The organism is Parashewanella sp. 2304DJ23-3, from assembly GCF_056591695.1.
Map to the genome: position 1 here is coordinate 118205 of NZ_JBWQOH010000012.1, position 14452 is coordinate 132656.

Below are 14452 nucleotides of genomic sequence, written 5' to 3' on the forward strand. Positions count from 1 at the left end.
ATCGAGATCCCTTCCCCCTGTTGTTGTTGAGATATTCTCAATATAGGAAATGAAATGCGCTTAAAGTCAAAACTGTTGACCTATTGTTTAGCGATCGGTTGTTTACCAGCCATCATGCTTGGCTCTATTTCTATCTATGAAAGCCAGCATGCCATTGAAGCACAAGCTTATGCACGGTTAAATTCAGTAAGATCAATCAAATCAAATCAAATAGATCGGTATTTAAATAAAAGCCAAAATGATATTAAGCTGGCTACAGCATTGTTAAAACAAAAAATCAGTGACAACAATAATAAGCTGACACAAACAGTGATCGACTCACAAGATAAGCTGCTGACAGATTTTATGCAGTTAAACCAATATTACGATTTATTCATTATTGATATAAATGGAAATGTTATTTATTCAGTGGAAAAAGAACCTGAATATTTGACCAATTTAGTGACGGGGCCTTACCGAGATTCCGGGCTTGCTGAACTTTATAATGAGGCCATGAGTAAAAAGACAATGGCGGTTTCAGATTTTAAACCTTACGCACCAAGTGGAGGTGATCCGCAAGCTTTTATTGGTATGCCGGTGAGCGTTGAAGGGCAGATAAAGGCAATCGTGGCTCTACAGTTTTCAATTGATAACATCAATAGCATTATGCAGCAGCGTCAAGGAATGGGAGAAACAGGGGAAACGTATTTAGTTGGTTCTGATCATCGAATGCGCTCTGACTCTTTTTTAGATCCTGTTGGTCATACAGTTAAAGCGAGTTTCAAAGGCTCGGTAAGTAAAAACGGGGTACAAACCGAGTCTGTGAAAAAAGCATTATTGGGTGAGCAAGGTGCTGAAATCATTTTGGATTATAACGGTAATCCGGTCTTATCCGCATACAGCCCTATCGATTTTTTTGGAACACGCTGGGTGTTAATTGCTGAAATTGACGAAGCAGAAGCATTTGCAATGACACATACATTATTATGGCAAACCATGGTCTTGATAGGGGCAACTCTCATTATCGTAGTGCTACTGGCTTTGCATATTGCAAAAAGCATTACTCAGCCAATAGGTGGGGAACCGGAAACGATGCAACGTTTGTCAGAACAAATTGCAGACGGAGTATTGCACCTTGAAGCAGAAGATTCAAAGGCTACAGGTGTATATGCTGCTATGCAACGTATGACCGTTAAGTTGTATGACATGATCAACAATATTCAAGCATCTAGTGTACAACTGGCCGGAACCGCTGAAGAGACCAGTGCGGTAAGCATGCAAGCAAAAGAAGGGCTGCATACACAACAGGTGAGCGTAGAAAACGTGTCGGTTGCTATGAATGAAATGAGTGCGACGATTGATGATGTTGCAGCAAGCACAGTTAACGTTGCTGATTTATCGAGTCAAGCTCAAGCGACGTCGACCAATGCCAATGATAACGTTCAAAAAACCATACTAAGTATGGAAAACTTAGCTCTCGAAGTCGAAGTCGCAACCGGAACAATTGAAGACGTAGAAAAACATTCTCAACAAATTGGTAGCGTTTTGGAAGTCATACAAGGCATTGCTGAGCAAACGAATCTATTAGCGTTGAATGCAGCAATCGAAGCTGCAAGGGCGGGCGAGCAAGGACGCGGTTTTGCTGTTGTAGCAGATGAGGTTAGGCAACTTGCTCAAAAAACACAGCAATCAACAAGTCATATTGAACAAATGATATTAGAGTTGCAGCAGGGCACTGGCAAAGCGGTTAAAGTAATGGGTGAGTCAACAAAGCTGGCTGAACTCACCATTAATTCAGCACAACAAAGTGCAAGCTCGATTGCTCAGGCACTAACGGAAATCAATTATATTGCAGAAAATGCAGAGCAGATTGCTGCTGCAGTGACACAGCAGTCCAGCACCGCAGAAGAAATTAACCGAAGTATTGTCTCTGTGCGTGAAACTGCCATTGAAAATGCGGCTGGCGCAGAGCAAGTTGCACAGGCCAGTGTAGAGCTGAGCGCATTGGCGACTCAGCTACAAGAAATCACCAATACTTTTAAACTGCAATAGCTGGTGAGTCTTACCGAAATAGCGTTGCCTCCAATGCTATTTCGGTAATCAAGATAACACAGTCGTAAGATCGTGAGTCGCAGGGTAAAGCTCGAATGATTTTAGTTCTCCCATACTATCCGGATTGGTGATCCCGAGTTGGAAACCGATACCTGCTTTTTGAGAAGCAACAAGAATATGTTCGTTATCATCAACGAAAAGGCAGCGGTTGGCGGTAATCTCACATTGAGAGTATAACCAATCCCAAAAGCGAGGATCTTCTTTAGGGTAACCAGATTGATGACTGGAAATAATGATGTCTAGTCCAGAGGCTAATTCAGTATGCTTAAGTTTTAAGGCTAAGCTGTCAGGGTGCGCATTGGTAATAAGAATGCGTTGCTTACGCATGTGTTGAAGTTGATTAAGAAACGGCATGCAATCAGGACGTAGCTGAATACGTTGTGTTGATGCTTCATGTAGCGCAATAATATCAATGCCAAAATGTTGCTGCCAGTGATCTAAGCAATACCAATTTAATGTACCGAATACGCGTTCGTAATCCTCTTCAACCATGGCTCTAGCTTGGGCTAGACTAATATTGTTTTTTGCCGCAATGGCTTGTGGAACGGTGTTAAGCCATAAGTAATTATCAAAATGGAGATCGAGTAGAGTGCCATCCATATCAAGTAGCACGGTATCAATTGCTTGCCAATCCAGCATAAACTTCCTATTGTAGGTTTTAACTCATTATTCAGATTGTAATTGAAAACCTAAACTCAGGTAGAGATTAATTGAGGTATCAGTGTCAAAACAGCATCAAAAGCCAATCATCAATGATTCAAAAGTGGTGGCTAAAAGTCGCTTATTCACCATTGAGCAATTGGATCTTACTTTTTCTAATGGTGTCACGCGTCAGTATGAACGCATGAAGGGCATAAGCCGAGGTGCTGTAATGATCGTGCCGATTAAAGACGGACAATTATTACTTGCCAGAGAGTATGCAGCGGGGACACACGATTATGAACTTGGGTTTCCAAAAGGGTTGATTGACCCAGGTGAAACACCTGAGCAGGCGGCTAATCGTGAGTTGCAGGAAGAAATTGGTTATGGTGCTAAAAAACTGACATTTTTAAAAGAGGTCAGTCTAGCACCGAGTTATTTTTCAAGTAAGATGAGTTTATTCATTGCTGAGGGTTTATATGAAAGTAAACTTGAAGGGGATGAGCCTGAGCCTATTGAGGTGGTCCCATGGGATATCTCAAACTGGAAAGCATTACTTGAGACCGCACATTTTACCGAAGCGCGTTGTGTAAGTGCATTATTTTTAGCGATGGCTAAAATAAAAGAGAAGTAGAAGTTAGGAGATTTATGGTGGTGAAGGCTGTATCGCACCCACAAGCACTACTTGAAGAAGTAATCACTATTGCGACACAAGCGGGTCAAGCAATTAAAGAGATTTATCTGTCAGGAAGTTTTGAAAAACAGGTTAAACAGGATGAAACTCCAGTCACTTCTGCCGATCTTGCTGCACATCAAATTATCTGCGATGGATTAACAAAACTCACACCAAACATCCCCATTTTGTCTGAAGAGGCTGCGAATATTCCGTTTTCTGAACGTGAGCAATGGCAACAATATTGGTTGGTGGATCCATTGGATGGAACAGGAGAGTTCATTGCCGGTAGCGGCGACTTTTCGGTATTAGTAGCACTGGTTCAAAACAACAAACCTATTATGGGCATCGTGCATGTACCGATGACTGAAAGTAGTTATTATGCCATTTCTGGGCAGGGGGCATTTAAGCGCGAAAACGGTAAAGACAGCTGTATCCATACAGAACAACAAGAGTGGAATGATAATTTACCTCTGAAAGTGGCAGTAAGTCGTCGCCAAGACCCGCAGTCAGTATTGAAATTGTTTGATGATGTACATGTATACGAGCTGATACGACTGGGGGGGGCGGCATTAAAAAGTTGCTTAGTTGCAGAGGGCCAAGCTCATTGTTATGTCCGTGTTGGACCTACAGGTGAATGGGATACGGGCGCTGCACAAGTAATCATTGAAGAGGCGGGGGGAAAGGTCATGGACATCAACCTTCAACCGTTAACCTACAATGAGCGTGAAACCTTAGAGAATCCAGATTTTATTGTTGTAGGTCAGCCTCAAATGAATTGGAAACAATTGCTTGGAGCGATTTCTGACTGATTTAATAGTCTCGTGTTTTTATCTATCTATATGACTTAATTCAATTAAAACGAGTAAATAAACAAGCTGTTTATTTGCTCGTTATTCGTTATAGTGACAATCAAACTGCGCTAAAGTATGGATCACTATGATTTTCACCCGCCGATTTTTACCGTATTTTATAACCCAATGCCTCGGGGCTTTAAACGATAACGTGTACAAGAATGTGCTTATTCTGTTGGTCACTTATTCACAAATGGGTGAACTACCGATGGATACCAGCTTATTTGTAAACCTGGCAGCGGGTTTATTCATTTTACCGTTTTTCTTATTTTCCGCTCATGCAGGTGTGATAGCTGATAACTCAGACAAATCAGTGTTAATCAGAAGGCTGAAAATACTGGAAGTGGTCATTATGTCTTGTGCAGCCTTTGCTATGATGATGAGCAGCTACTTAATCTTGTTAGGTTTGCTCTTCCTAATGGGCAGTCAGTCGGCTTATTTTGGTCCCGTAAAATACTCACTTCTACCTCAAGCATTGAGTGATGATGAACTTGTTTCAGGGAATGCCTGGGTTGAAATGGGTACCTTTATCGCCATTCTGGTTGGTACTTTGAGTGCAGGTCTAATTGTTGGCTATGAAAACAGTCCAGCTATTGCCGCAAGTATTGTTGTTGCGATTGCAGTACTAGGGTACATATCAAGTCGAGGGATCCCATCTCTGCCACCTATTGGTCAACCTACAAAAGTCGCCTTTAATCCCTTAGCAGGCACATTGAAGGTGATTAAACAGGTGAAGGCGCAACCAGCGATTTGGAATGCCATACTAGCGATCAGCTGGTTTTGGTTTTTAGGCGCTACCTATCTGACTCAGTTCGCTAATTTTGCCAAAATCTTCCTATACGCAGATGCGACGGTTGTTTCATTACTGCTTGCTTTGTTTTCTGTGGGCATTGCGATTGGTTCATTCATTTGTGAGCGCATTTCTTTTGGTCGAGTTGAACTTGGGGTATTGCCGTTTGGCGTTCTTGGGCTCACACTTTTTGGTTTTGATTTGATGTGGGCGTTGCCAGAAGCACCCAATGATCCAAGTTTCGTTTATGGTATTGGTGCATTTTTAACGGACAGCCAGCATTATCGTTTGATGTTTGATTTAACGATGATTGGTATCAGCGGTGGTTTATTTATCGTGCCTTTGTATGCCTTTATTCAAACTCGAGCAGATAAAGAAAGTTGCGCACAAGCTATTGCTGCTAATAACATCATTAATGCCTTATTCATGGTGGGATCAGCCATTCTTGGCATTCTTTTATTGTCGGTACTTGAGTGGAGTATTCCACAATTATTCACTTTACTTGCTGGACTCAATTTGCTGGTGGCCATTTATGTTTATTCACAAGTGCCTGAATTTGCACAGAGATTTATCAGCTATGTATTGAGCCATATCTTATACAGAGTGACAGTGAATGGACGACAAAATATACCTCAACAAGGTGCCGCAGTGATTGTTTGTAATCATGTTACTTATATGGACGCTCTCATCATAATGGGCGCTTCCACTCGGCCCACCCGTTTTGTCATGGATAAAAGTATTAGTGAAATACCATTACTTAAGTACTTATTTCGTCATGCGGGAGTGATCCCAATTTGTTCGCCTAGACAATGTGAAGAAACCTATAACCAAGCTTTTGAGTCGATTCATCAAGCAATTCAAAACGATGAATTAGTGTGTATTTTCCCTGAAGGGCGACTCACACCCAATGGTGAAATGGGTGAGTTCAGGCCGGGCATCAATAAGATTTTAGAACGTGATCCTGTTCCTGTCGTACCTATGGCACTGCAAGGTTTATGGGGGTCTTATTTTAGCCATAAAGGCGGGCATGCATTAACGACTAGACCAAAACGCTTTTGGTCAAAGATTGGGGTGAATATTGGGGAAGTTGTTGATGGCAAAGATGTGAAAAGTAATGTTCTTAAAGAAAAGGTATTAAACCTTTTTGTTAACTAAATGTTAATTGTGGTGGCTTTTTGATAACATAATATGCGCCTAAGAAATTAATACTAGGAAAAAAGGATGAGAAAGAGATTAGGCGCTCTTAGTTTTGGGTTGTTACTAGCTGGATGTGGTGGTAGCAGTGGGGACGGAAATCAGAGCCAAGAGGCTCAACCCCCTCAAGGAGGAAGTAGTGAGTCTGTTTCAACTCGGATAACGGCAGATATAGTATATACTTCAAGGTGCAAACAAGAGTTCCCTGCTGTAGGGGTTCGATTTATTGTGCATAATGAGTCAGGTAAAGATATTGCTGAGTTCAGCTCTGATTCGAGTGGTAAGGTTGATATTCCATGGACTGCTGACTCATCTCACCTAACAATGGTCACAAATGTTGCTAAATTAGGAGAAACAGAATCCCAATTTGAACTAACTTCTCATATTAATTTAAAAGATGGTGATCTTGGAAAGGTTACCATTGAAAACTCGTCTTTTGATAATCAATGTACTTGTAATAATTTCAATATTGATGTTTCTCAACTAAAAACAGCTTTTACGACGTATGAAATAGTTGTTGATAACCAATTCGTAGGAAGAACTGGCCCAACAGAATCATTGAATGTTAATAAGTGCTTGGTGGATTCTAAATATCAGAATCTAACTATTGGTTTAAATGCAGTTTTTGAATCAGATGAAGATTCGTTCGTTGCCCAAGTGGATCTGAATAGTATCGCCGATTCAAAAAATGTGCTTATTACTCCAAGTATCTTCGAGCAAAATCGCTCGAAAGGAAAAAGCTATGAATTTTCATATGGGTTTGATAAGCCAGAATATATCGAAGTTTATGCTAAGACAGAAAAGGGAAGAGTCAATAAACAAAGCTTCTTGAGAGAGCCACAAGTATTTACGGATTTTTTTGATAAAAATTATGTAAAAGTCGTTCAAGAAGAAATTTTATCTGGTGGGGCTAAGTATATAGCTAGTGCTCTACACAATGTTGAACAAACTAATAATCTCTATTATTTCTCTGAAGACCCTGAATATATTTTCAATAACAGCTTACCAATTTTAGAGGGAATTAATGGTCAATCTAGTAGTAACTACAATTTGGCTTATGCAAATAATCAATTTAACACACTAAAAATAGAGTTATTTAAGCCTAATGTTGCGTTATGGAAAATTGAAGCTCCCTTACGAGGTGCTATGCCTTATTTAGAGCTCCCACAAGATTTAAATCAAACTATTTTAAAAATGGAAAACCCAGACTTTAAACTTACTTTAATTGGATATGAATTTGTTGGAACACATGATGAGTTTAGAGCGGAGGTTGCTAAAATTAGTCGTGAACCTTTAGGTGATTTATCAGACTTTTATGACTTCTATGTTCATTCAGAGACAGTTGATATTAATGTGAATTGACCTATTTGATTACTTTTTTTTCTGCATCTGATACTCATACATAGGATCATAATACTTTTCTAAAAGTAACTGAATCCATGAACAATGAAGAGCAACTGAGTTTCGACTCTGTTGCTCTTTTAAAGCTTCCAGCATGATATTTTTAATTTGCTGATGAAGCTGCCCACCCAGACGTTTTTTGATTTTATCGACACTAGCAAGTAAATACTGTGAGAAAGCTGTAAACCCTGTCTCTTCATCGTTGATGTCTATGTATCGGGCTGTCATTGAAATAACATAGTCTCGTAAAATTCGATCAACACGTTCATCTAAGTTGGCTTCAATTACTATGGTTGATGCATTTTGCATGGCTTGATAAAAACATTGAGGAATTGCGCTTCGGCCAATCAAATAACTTTCGTCTTCTAATACTATAGTGTCATGGCCATTGGCTTGATGTTGGAGCAAACTGATCGCTAAGCGGTTTTCGAAATTAATTTGTGTGGGCTGTGGCGTAATATTCATACCAAAGCTGGAGCCACGGTGATTGGCTAAGCCTTCTAAATCGACGCCGTCGACTCGACTATTAATGTATTCTGTTTTACCACTACCCGTTTTACCGCACACAATCAACATCGGGCGTTGGCTTGCTTGTTCAATGACCTCTATTAGAAACTGGCGCATGGCTTTGTAGCCACCCTCAATATAAGGAATATCAAAGCCTTCAGTGTGCATCCAGTTCTGGCTAATTTGAGAACGTAGTCCACCACGAAAGCAATAAAAGTAACCATTGGGGTGCAATTCTGAAAATGAGCGCCAAGCGTTTATCCGTTGTTGCTTGAGTGCGCCACTGACTAACCGGTGGCCAAGCTCAACGGCGGCGTGCTGGCCGTGTTGTTTATAGCAAGTACCGACTTGAGTGCGTTCATCATCTGTCATCAATGCATGATTGGTGGTGTTGGGAAACGCACCTTTAGTAAATTCAACGGGGGCACGTACATCCATTAAAGGGCGCTGTTCTATGAATAATCGTGAGTATTCGGATTTCGGAATGATATTAACCGCCAAAGCTACTGAACTCCGTTTACATTTACTAAGTATGATTTAGTCGGTTCGACAAATTCACCAACAAAATGCACATCAATATGATGCTGGTTAAGTAAAGCTCGAACGGCAATATCACTGTCTTTAGAAACCGCTATCAATAAACCGCCACTGGTTTGCGGGTCGCAAATAATGGCTTTCTGATTTTCGTTTAATGGTGATAAATGTTGTCCATAACTATCGAAGTTGCGTTGGCAGCCTCCAGGAATCGAGCCTTGATCTAGATAAAACGCAGTTTGCGGCAATAATGGAATGGCATTGAAATCAATAGTGGCCGATAAACTTGCACCTTGGCACATTTCCACTAGATGACCACCAAGCCCGAAGCCGGTCACATCGGTCATGGAAGTTACGCCTTGGATTTTTGCAAGCTCAGTACCTATTGAGTTGAGCTGACACATCACTTCGATAGCAATTTGGCTATCTTGCTCCTGCAACAGCTTTTTCTTTTGTGCAGTGGTGTGAATACCAATCCCGATGGGTTTGGTTAAATACAGTTTATCGCCCACTTGAGCGGTACTGTTTTGCTTAAGATGTTCAAGATTAACTTGTCCAGTAACGGCTAAACCAAATATTGGTTCTGGTGCGTCAATACTGTGGCCGCCTGCAAGCATGATGCCTGCGTCTTTACACGCTTGACGTCCACCATCGATAACCTTTGAGGCAACCTCTGCACTTAATACATTAACCGGCCAACCAAAGATAGCAATTGCCATCATTGGCGTACCGCCCATGGCATAAATATCACTGATAGCATTGGTGGCGGCTATACGGCCAAAAGTAAACGGATCGTCAACAATCGGCATAAAAAAGTCAGTGGTGCTGATGATGCCTGTGTGCTCGTTGAGTTGATAAACGGCGGCATCATCACGAGTCTCATTGCCTACCAGCAATTTGTCGTCGGAAAAACTAGGAAGTTCAGTTGAAAGAATTTGCGATAAGACTTCAGGAGAGATCTTACAACCACAGCCTGCACCGTGGCTATACTCGGTTAACTTCACGTTATCTTCTGACATAACCGTTCATTACAAGGTGAGTGGAATTACCATCATAACAAAGGCTAAAAAAAAAGCACTGATAAAAATATCAATGCTTTTAATGGATTAGTTAAATTTTTTACTTAACTGTAGCTAGCTTGTAATGTGCGCCACTGTTTCTTTTGCGATTTGAAGTTGGCTTTCAGTTCAGCCACTTGTTCAGCTAATTCTGAATGTGCAATCTGTTGACGCTTTGCATCGAGCAACGCTTTTTTAGCGGTGTAATACTTCAAAAGGTAAGATTTCAGTAACTCGTATTCCTCTTGGAGCTTGGCTACTACTTCTTCTGCGTTTGGCAAATGGGCTACTTTGTGTTGTGTTTTAAGCATTTGCATTTGCAGTTTCGCAGCTTCAATACGTTCTTGAGGCACTTTACGAAGATCCGATACCATTCCTAAATAGCTTAAGCCTTTAATCAGCCATTTTGTCGGGTCGTAATGCCACCAACGAATACCATTTCGATAGTCATTTTCAAAGATATGATGGAAGTTATGATAGCCTTCACCGTAGGTAAATACCGCTAGAATACCATTGTCACGAGCCGTATTTTTATTGGTGTAAGGTTGGGTACCCCAAATATGAGCGAGTGAGTTAATAAAGAAAGTACAGTGATGCACAACCACTAAACGGAATACGCCAGCAATGATCAGCATTGAGAAAATATCGCCATTCAACCAACCCAAAAAGGCAGGTAAGCCGATATTCATCAATATCGTTAGTAACAAATAGTGTTTATGTTGCCATGCGACGATTTTATCTTTTTGTAGATCTCGAACGTTGTTGTAATCGTGATAGCGAGAAGCTTGGTATTCACGCAACATCCAACCAATATGGCTATACCAGAAGCCCATCTTTGCTGAATAAGGATCTTTATCGTTATTATCAACATGTTTGTGGTGAACACGATGATCCGATGACCAGTGTAAAGCACTGTTTTGCAATGCTAATGCACCACCGAGTGCATAAAAAAGTCGAACAACCGCATTAGCCTTATAGGCCTTATGCGACCATAGGCGATGATAACCGCCAGTAATAGATAATCCACTGTAAAAAGCTAAGCCTACAAATGTAAGCCATTCAGTCAGTTCGAATCCATGAGTGAAGCCACGCCAAGGCATTAAAATGACGGCAGCAGTGAATGTAGCTATGAAAAGCGTGATATTTAACCAAATAAAGGGAGGTTTTTTCATTATTTTAATAATTAAGTTTGAGCGTACAACTGTTCGCTAATTTACTCCATAGTATAGTATCTGGTCAAGGAAAAGCTGACTTTTGTGACATTGAGTGGATATGGTATTTTGCGAGATCACAGGCTGCGTTTTGATGACGTTCAGGTTATTATCCTTATGCACAAAAGAAATAAAGGAACATTAATGGGAATTCGAGCACAGCAAAAAGAAAAAACACGTCGAGCATTAGTCGATGCCGCATTTAATCAATTAAGTGCCGAACGTAGTTTTTCTAGTTTGAGCTTGCGCGAAGTGGCTAGGGAAGCGCAAATTGCACCGACATCATTCTATCGTCATTTCAAAGACATGAATGAATTGGGTTTAACCATGGTTGATGAAGGTGGCTTAACGCTAAGGCAATTAATGCGCAAAGGCCGTCAACGTGCAGAAGAAGGGGGAAGCGTGATTCAAATATCCGTGGATACCTTTATGGAAGTATTAGAATCAAACCCGAACGTATTTCGTATTCTCCTGCATGAGCGTTCAGGAACATCGGCACCATTTCGTGCTGCTGTAGCCAGAGAGATTGAGCATTTTATCTCTGAATTAGCGCACTACACTGAACAAACCACTAAGCTCTCTGCTAATCTTGCAAGAACTCAAGCAGAAGCATTAGTGACATTGGTGTTCAATGCTGGGGCAGAGGCATTAGATATGAACAAAGCGGAGCGTAAAAGGGTGGCTGATGGGCTAGTGTTAAAGCTAAGAGTTGTGATTAAAGGTGTGCAGGCAGTTCATCACAAGTCTGAACAAACTCACAGAAAAGTGTAAGCCACAATTAAAATGCCCGAAACGAGTGGTTCAGGCATTATCTATTTTTAGATCCTAGATTCGTTCAAGCAAAACACCGGCTTCCATATGGTCGGTATATGGAAACTGATCAAATAATGCAAAACGGCTGATTTTATGAGTTTTGCTTAACGTTTTCAGGTTGTCTTCCAGCGTCAAAGGATTGCACGAAATGTATAATATGCGCTCATACCCTTGAACAAGAGAGAGTGTGTTTTCATCTAAGCCCGCACGCGGTGGGTCGACAAAAATAGTGTTGCAATCATAACTGTCTAAATCAACATCTTTCAAACGACGATAGCTGCGCTTTTTGGCCATGGCATCACTAAAGTCTTCTGCTGACATTCGAATGATGGTCAGGTTATCAATGTTATTCTCAGCAATATTATACTGTGCAGACTCAACTGAGGGTTTGGCGAGTTCAGTCGCTAATACTTTATTAAAGTTTTGTGCCAGTGCAATAGAGAAGTTACCGTTACCACAATAGAGCTCGAGCAAGTCGCCTGTTGAATTTTTTGTTGCATCTAATGACCACTCTAACATTTTACAAGCTACCGTAGCATTTGGCTGAGTAAAGCTGTTTTCAACTTGCTTATAAATGTAGGTTTTGTCGTTCACAGGTAATGACTCAATGACAAAGTCATTTCCCAGCGTGATTTTTTGTTTGCGGGCACGGCCAATAAAATTAATATTAAAGCGTTGAGATAACGTTTCTTGTAAAGCGGTTATATGTTGTTGCCACTCAGCATCAAGTTGGCGATGGTAAAGCAGAGAAACGAGAATCTCGCCACTGAGTGTAGACAAGAAATCTACCTGAAAAAGCTTATGGCGCAGGCTTGGGTTAGGTTTGAGCGCATCGATTAAGATTGGCATTACCTCATTAATCAAAGCACTGGCAGGTAAATAGGTATCGCAACGGACTTTTTGCTTTTCAATATTATCAAACATGTAGTAATACAAATCATCACCGTCATGCCAGACTCGAAACTCAGCACGCATTCTGTAGTGCTCAGTCGGTGATGCAAAAACCTCAAGCTCTGGCGCACAGTATGTGCTAAACAAATCTGTTAATTTTTGTGTCTTAACACTAAGCTGTTCTTCATATAAAGAAGGTTCCATCGCTGCGAAATTCATATACTGCATTACCTGTGTGTAAATTTGGGCGCAAATTATTATACTACTCATGACTAATGTCCATCATAAGGTTATAAATTGACAGACCCCATTCTTATTTTTGACTCTGGTATCGGTGGTTTATCAGTACTTTCAGAAATTCGCAAACAATTACCTCAGCAAGATTTTATCTATTTGTTTGATAATGCACGTTTGCCATATGGGGAGCTGGAAGAAGCTGAGCTTAAGACTGGTGCAATTAAATTAATTGTCGATTTGGTTGAGACTCATCGAGCAAAAATGGCCGTGATAGCATGTAATACTGCAAGTACCATAATTCTACCCGAGTTAAGAGAACGCCTCTCTGTTCCCGTAGTTGGTGTCGTGCCAGCCATTAAGCCTGCCAGTGAACAAACGCATACGCAGCACATCGCAGTGTTAGCCACCCCTGCCACTATTCAACGAGATTACACTAAGAACTTGATTGAGACGTTTGCTTCAAACTGCAAAGTAGAGCTTTTGGCATCATCTAAGCTCGTTAAGTTGGCGGAAGAAAAATTATCTGGTGGTAGAGTATTGCAAAGTGAAATAGATGAAATTGTTAAACCAATCGTTAATACAAATGTAGATACGTTAGTATTAGGGTGCACACATTTCCCACTATTAAAGGAAGAGTTAAATCTAGCGTTAAATAAAAGGGTGAAATTACTAGATTCAGGAGTCGCAATAGCTAATCGAATTCTTCAAGTTCTTAATATAGATGGCAGCGAAAACGGACTAAGTAAAAAAGAGAGTGCTGGAAAGCATATCAATATCACTGGTATACATACTAAAAGTGATATCAATGCAGGGTTAGAGGCCACGTTACGAGAAAGTGGGTTTACCCAAATCGAACCTTATAAAAAAGCCCGCTGAGTAGCGGGCTTATCAAACGAATCAAGACAAAGAACGCTATTCCTGAGAACCTGAATCCTGAGACTTAGCTTCACGGACTTTCAATGTTCTTTCCTGAAAGTCATAATCGTTCAATTTCTTCATGGCTTTATCTGCACCAGAAGCAGCCATTTCGACAAAGCCAAAACCTTTACGACGACCCGTTTTACGATCACGAACTAAACGAACTGATGTTACGGGACCGAAATCATGAAATAGTTCTTTTACTTCGTTTTCATGAACACGATATGGCAAGTTACCTACATAAAGGGTTTTGGTTGGTCCTTTATAAGGTGCGTTTGAATTGTGTGAGCTTGAACCTAATGCGACAAAAACGATGCTAGCGACAACGGCACCAATAATGAAAGCTGCATAGGCAGGAAGTTCAAGACTGAACTGGAAAATCGCAAATGCGCCGAGCACAGCGACAATCAATACAATAAGAAGTGACTTCTGCATAGAATAATCTCTAAAAATAATCATAAGTGTTAAATAACTTGACTATGGTAATGAAAAATTAACCCATAAACCATAGTCTTGTTGAAAAAATAAGCGTCACATGTAACAAAAAGCCTGAAATTTTTAGCGGAAAGATCTATAAATGTGTAAAATCGAGCAAATTTACTTCTGATTGTGCAAAAGCTCGGCAGTCATAAATAAAATTT

General features: G+C 40.6%; 13 protein-coding genes. 7 read left to right on the forward strand and 6 right to left on the reverse strand.

Annotated features, from left to right (window positions below):
* Nucleotides 1-54: 54 nt before the first annotated feature.
* Entirely contained in the window at nt 55-2031 is a 1977-nt protein-coding gene (locus AC1EU2_RS17240) for a methyl-accepting chemotaxis protein (protein ID WP_480299518.1), read from the forward strand.
* Between the two features lie 48 nt (nt 2032-2079).
* On the opposite strand, the gene yrfG is transcribed toward AC1EU2_RS17240, so the two are convergent.
* Nucleotides 2080-2730: a GMP/IMP nucleotidase gene (gene yrfG / locus AC1EU2_RS17245; protein WP_480299519.1), complete on the reverse strand. Its 651-nt coding sequence runs from the start codon at nt 2728-2730 to the stop codon at nt 2080-2082.
* An 82-nt stretch (nt 2731-2812) separates the two neighbouring features.
* On the opposite strand from yrfG, the gene nudE reads away from it, so the two are divergent.
* From nudE to AC1EU2_RS17265, 4 genes are all read left to right on the forward strand, one after another.
* The gene (gene nudE / locus AC1EU2_RS17250) at nt 2813-3364 is read left to right on the forward strand and encodes an ADP compounds hydrolase NudE (RefSeq protein ID WP_480299520.1); all 552 of its coding nucleotides are present in this window, start codon (nt 2813-2815) and stop codon (nt 3362-3364) included.
* A 20-nt stretch (nt 3365-3384) separates the two neighbouring features.
* On the forward strand, nt 3385-4215 hold the full coding sequence (gene cysQ, locus AC1EU2_RS17255) for a 3'(2'),5'-bisphosphate nucleotidase CysQ (protein ID WP_480299521.1): 831 nt from the start codon (nt 3385-3387) through the stop codon (nt 4213-4215).
* Between the two features lie 127 nt (nt 4216-4342).
* Nucleotides 4343-6202 carry an MFS transporter gene (locus AC1EU2_RS17260; RefSeq protein WP_480299522.1) on the forward strand — a complete coding sequence of 620 codons (1860 nt, stop codon included), beginning with the start codon at nt 4343-4345 and terminating at the stop codon, nt 6200-6202.
* A 66-nt stretch (nt 6203-6268) separates the two neighbouring features.
* Nucleotides 6269-7603 carry a hypothetical protein gene (locus tag AC1EU2_RS17265; RefSeq protein ID WP_480299523.1) on the forward strand — a complete coding sequence of 445 codons (1335 nt, stop codon included), beginning with the start codon at nt 6269-6271 and terminating at the stop codon, nt 7601-7603.
* A 9-nt stretch (nt 7604-7612) separates the two neighbouring features.
* On the opposite strand, the gene mnmH is transcribed toward AC1EU2_RS17265, so the two are convergent.
* The 3 genes from mnmH to AC1EU2_RS17280 all read right to left on the reverse strand — a co-directional run bounded on the left by mnmH (nt 7613) and on the right by AC1EU2_RS17280 (nt 10913).
* Nucleotides 7613-8650, reverse strand: a complete 1038-nt coding sequence (mnmH, locus tag AC1EU2_RS17270) for a tRNA 2-selenouridine(34) synthase MnmH (protein ID WP_480299524.1) — start codon at nt 8648-8650, stop codon at nt 7613-7615.
* A 2-nt stretch (nt 8651-8652) separates the two neighbouring features.
* Nucleotides 8653-9702, reverse strand: a complete 1050-nt coding sequence (gene selD / locus AC1EU2_RS17275) for a selenide, water dikinase SelD (protein ID WP_480299525.1) — start codon at nt 9700-9702, stop codon at nt 8653-8655.
* Nucleotides 9703-9806: 104 nt separating this feature from the next.
* Nucleotides 9807-10913, reverse strand: a complete 1107-nt coding sequence (locus tag AC1EU2_RS17280; RefSeq protein ID WP_480299526.1) for an acyl-CoA desaturase — start codon at nt 10911-10913, stop codon at nt 9807-9809.
* A gap of 183 nt (nt 10914-11096) precedes the next feature.
* On the opposite strand from AC1EU2_RS17280, the gene fabR reads away from it, so the two are divergent.
* Nucleotides 11097-11723, forward strand: coding sequence for an HTH-type transcriptional repressor FabR (gene fabR, locus AC1EU2_RS17285; protein WP_480299527.1), 627 nt, complete (start codon nt 11097-11099; stop codon nt 11721-11723).
* Between the two features lie 54 nt (nt 11724-11777).
* Here the strand turns inward: fabR and trmA are convergent, their stop codons facing one another.
* Nucleotides 11778-12875, reverse strand: coding sequence for a tRNA (uridine(54)-C5)-methyltransferase TrmA (trmA, locus tag AC1EU2_RS17290; protein ID WP_480299531.1), 1098 nt, complete (start codon nt 12873-12875; stop codon nt 11778-11780).
* Between the two features lie 78 nt (nt 12876-12953).
* Between trmA and murI the strand changes: the two genes are divergently transcribed.
* Nucleotides 12954-13769: a glutamate racemase gene (murI, locus tag AC1EU2_RS17295; protein ID WP_480299528.1), complete on the forward strand. Its 816-nt coding sequence runs from the start codon at nt 12954-12956 to the stop codon at nt 13767-13769.
* 36 nt (nt 13770-13805) lie between these two features.
* On the opposite strand, the gene AC1EU2_RS17300 is transcribed toward murI, so the two are convergent.
* Complete coding sequence (locus tag AC1EU2_RS17300; RefSeq protein WP_480299529.1) at nt 13806-14246, reverse strand: RNA recognition motif domain-containing protein; 441 nt, start codon at nt 14244-14246, stop codon at nt 13806-13808.
* Between the last annotated feature and the right edge of the window lie 206 nt (nt 14247-14452).

What these genes read in the sequence shown, in the direction of transcription:
- AC1EU2_RS17240 (WP_480299518.1), top strand. Translation starts at nt 55, where the DNA reads ATGCGCTTAAAGTCAAAACTGTTGACCTATTGTTTAGCGATCGGTTGT.
- yrfG (WP_480299519.1), bottom strand. Translation starts at nt 2,730, where the DNA reads ATGCTGGATTGGCAAGCAATTGATACCGTGCTACTTGATATGGATGGC.
- AC1EU2_RS17260 (WP_480299522.1), top strand. Translation starts at nt 4,343, where the DNA reads ATGATTTTCACCCGCCGATTTTTACCGTATTTTATAACCCAATGCCTC.
- AC1EU2_RS17265 (WP_480299523.1), top strand. Translation starts at nt 6,269, where the DNA reads ATGAGAAAGAGATTAGGCGCTCTTAGTTTTGGGTTGTTACTAGCTGGA.
- selD (WP_480299525.1), bottom strand. Translation starts at nt 9,702, where the DNA reads ATGTCAGAAGATAACGTGAAGTTAACCGAGTATAGCCACGGTGCAGGC.
- AC1EU2_RS17280 (WP_480299526.1), bottom strand. Translation starts at nt 10,913, where the DNA reads ATGAAAAAACCTCCCTTTATTTGGTTAAATATCACGCTTTTCATAGCT.
- fabR (WP_480299527.1), top strand. Translation starts at nt 11,097, where the DNA reads ATGGGAATTCGAGCACAGCAAAAAGAAAAAACACGTCGAGCATTAGTC.
- trmA (WP_480299531.1), bottom strand. Translation starts at nt 12,875, where the DNA reads ATGAATTTCGCAGCGATGGAACCTTCTTTATATGAAGAACAGCTTAGT.
- AC1EU2_RS17300 (WP_480299529.1), bottom strand. Translation starts at nt 14,246, where the DNA reads ATGCAGAAGTCACTTCTTATTGTATTGATTGTCGCTGTGCTCGGCGCA.